Below are 3580 nucleotides of genomic sequence, written 5' to 3' on the forward strand. Positions count from 1 at the left end.
GCCCTTCACCACTGGTGTGGTGGGGGTTCTCACAGGGGTAACCTGTTTTTTTGGTTTCAACTAACAAAGCTGGGTTTGTTGGTTGGGAACCACATAGTGAACGCGAGCAATTTATGCTTTATAAGGTGTGTGTAGTGTAAGTTATCGGCTTATTAGTACCGGTCAGCTTCACGAGTCTTTAGTCCTCGCTTCCACGTCCGGCCTATCAACCCAGTGGTCTAGCTGGGGGCCTCTCACACTTGATGTGTATGGAAATCTCATCTCGAAGCGGGCTTCCCGCTTAGATGCTTTCAGCGGTTATCCCATCCGAACGTAGCTAATCAGCGATGCACTTGGCAGTACAACTGACACACCAGAGGTTCGTCCGTCCCGGTCCTCTCGTACTAAGGACAGCCCTTCTCAAATTTCCTGCGCGCGCAGCGGATAGGGACCGAACTGTCTCACGACGTTCTAAACCCAGCTCGCGTACCGCTTTAATGGGCGAACAGCCCAACCCTTGGGACCTACTCCAGCCCCAGGATGCGACGAGCCGACATCGAGGTGCCAAACCATGCCGTCGATATGGACTCTTGGGCAAGATCAGCCTGTTATCCCCGAGGTACCTTTTATCCGTTGAGCGACGGCCATTCCACAATGTGCCGCCGGATCACTAGTCCCGACTTTCGTCCCTGCTCGAGGTGTCCCTCTCACAGTCAAGCTCCCTTGTGCACTTACACTCGATACCTGATTGCCAACCAGGCTGAGGGAACCTTTGGGCGCCTCCGTTACTTTTTAGGAGGCAACCGCCCCAGTTAAACTACCCATCAGGCACTGTCCCTGACCCGGATTACGGGCCGAAGTTAGATGTCCAAAGTGACCAGAGTGGTATTTCAACGATGACTCCATCACAACTAGCGTTGTGACTTCACAGTCTCCCACCTATCCTACACAAGCCACTCCGAACACCAATACCAAACTATAGTAAAGGTCTCGGGGTCTTTCCGTCCTGCTGCGCGTAACGAGCATCTTTACTCGTACTGCAATTTCGCCGAGTTTATGGTTGAGACAGCGGGGAAGTCGTTACTCCATTCGTGCAGGTCGGAACTTACCCGACAAGGAATTTCGCTACCTTAGGATGGTTATAGTTACCACCGCCGTTTACTGGGGCTTAAATTCTCAGCTTCGCTCCGAAGAGCTAACCGGTCCTCTTAACCTTCCAGCACCGGGCAGGAGTCAGTCCGTATACATCGTCTTGCGACTTCGCACGGACCTGTGTTTTTAGTAAACAGTCGCTTCCCCCTGGTCTCTGCGGCCCACACCCGCTCACGGAACGCTAGGTTCCTTCACGGGGCAGGCCCCCCTTCTCCCGAAGTTACGGGGGCATTTTGCCGAGTTCCTTAACCATAATTCTCTCGATCGCCTTAGTATTCTCTACCTGATCACCTGTGTCGGTTTGGGGTACGGGCAGTTAGAACCTCACGTCGATGCTTTTCTAGGCAGCATAGGATCACCGAATTCCCCCATGCGGGGGTCCCATCAGATCTCAGAATCGTCATTGAAGACAACACAACGGATTTGCCTATCGTGTTTCCTACGTCCTTAGACCGGGTCTACCATCGCCCGGCTCGGCTACCTTCCTGCGTCACACCTGTTAATACGTTTACCTCCCTGACTCAGGTCCCACGCTCCCTGTATACCCTGGTCCCGAAGGACACTCAGTAACAGCTTGGGTGGTTAGTATCATCAGTTCAATATGGGCGGTTCTTCACCGGTACGGGAATATCAACCCGTTGTCCATCGACTACGCCTGTCGGCCTCGCCTTAGGTCCCGACTTACCCAGGGCAGATTAGCTTGACCCTGGAACCCTTGATCATTCGGCGGACGGGTTTCTCACCCGTCTTTCGCTACTCATGCCTGCATTCTCACTCGTGTAGGCTCCACCGCTAGTTCACACTGCGGCTTCAATGCCTACACGACGCTCCCCTACCACTCCAAACCCCTGAACCAAAGGACGAACCTCCTGGCTTGGGTAATGTTTGAAATCCACAACTTCGGCGGTGTACTTGAGCCCCGCTACATTGTCGGCGCGGAATCACTTGACCAGTGAGCTATTACGCACTCTTTTAAGGATGGCTGCTTCTAAGCCAACCTCCTGGTTGTCTAAGCAATCCCACATCCTTTCCCACTTAGCACACGCTTAGGGGCCTTAGTTGGTGGTCTGGGCTGTTTCCCTCTCGACTATGAAGCTTATCCCCCACAGTCTCACTGCTACGCTCTGACTTACCGGCATTCGGAGTTTGGCTGACGTCAGTAACCTTGTAGGGCCCATTAGCCATCCAGTAGCTCTACCTCCGGTAAGAAACACGCAACGCTGCACCTAAATGCATTTCGGGGAGAACCAGCTATCACGAAGTTTGATTGGCCTTTCACCCCTACCCACAGCTCATCCCCTCCATTTTCAACTGAAGTGGGTTCGGTCCTCCACGCGCTCTTACACGCGCTTCAACCTGGCCATGGGTAGATCACTTCGCTTCGGGTCTAGATCACGCCACTACGATCGCCCTATTCAGACTCGCTTTCGCTACGGCTTCCCCACACGGGTTAACCTCGCGACGTAACACTAACTCGCAGGCTCATTCTTCAAAAGGCACGCCATCACAAGAACAACTACACCAAGGTGCACGCTTGCTCTGACGGATTGTAAGCACACGGTTTCAGGTACTATTTCACTCCCCTCCCGGGGTACTTTTCACCTTTCCCTCACGGTACTTGTCCGCTATCGGTCATTAGGTAGTATTTAGGCTTATCAGGTGGTCCTGACAGATTCACACGGGATTTCTCGGGCCCCGTGCTACTTGGGATACTCACCAGGGAGTGCACTGCATTTCAGTTACGGGACTCTCACCCTCTACGGTCGGCCATTCAAAACCGTTCACCTATACATGCACCATTCCCCTCAACAGTCCGGCAGAACTGTAACGGTAAATCCCACAACCCCGCACCATGCAACGCCCGCCGGCTATCACACATGACACGGTTTAGCCTGATCCGCGTTCGCTCGCCACTACTAACGGAATCACTATTGTTTTCTCTTCCTGTGGGTACTGAGATGTTTCACTTCCCCACGTTCCCTCCACACATCCTATATATTCAGATGCAGGTCACCACCTCGTCTTGCAACGGGTAGCGGGGTTCCCCCATTCGGACACCCTCGGATCAAAGTTTGGTTATCAACTCCCCGAGGCTTATCGCAGATTCCTACGTCCTTCTTCGGCTCCTAATGCCAAGGCATCCACCGTGTGCCCTTAAAAACTTGACTACACACATGTAATCAACACTTACTTATCGAGAGAACCATGAAAACCAACACCACCACACCCAAAGGTGTAACAGCATCAGATCCAGGTTCATCATTTTCTCAAAGAAATTGCTTCTTTATAAAGATGCTCGCGTTCACTATGTAGTTCTCAAACAACAACCCCACCACACACTCCACCACCAGAGCACCGATCAACACTCCGAAGAATCTTGAACCAGTACCGCCTAGCGGTTCGGTTGTGTGCGGGAAACCAGGCACAACACAACCACCAATTACTTGGT

Annotated in this window: 1 protein-coding gene and 1 rRNA gene; both read right to left on the bottom strand. The window is 52.6% G+C overall.

Translation table 11 applies throughout. From position 1 onward, the window contains the following. Positions 1 to 131: 131 nt before the first annotated feature. Positions 132 to 3299, bottom strand: a 23S ribosomal RNA gene (locus tag ACX80Q_RS18595). A gap of 99 nt (positions 3300 to 3398) precedes the next feature. Beyond that, positions 3399 to 3580, bottom strand: a 182-nt coding sequence (locus tag ACX80Q_RS18600; protein WP_459332027.1) for a hypothetical protein, incomplete at its 5' end; no start/stop codon positions are given.

The sequence above is a fragment of the Arthrobacter sp. HLT1-20 genome, from assembly GCF_054510895.1.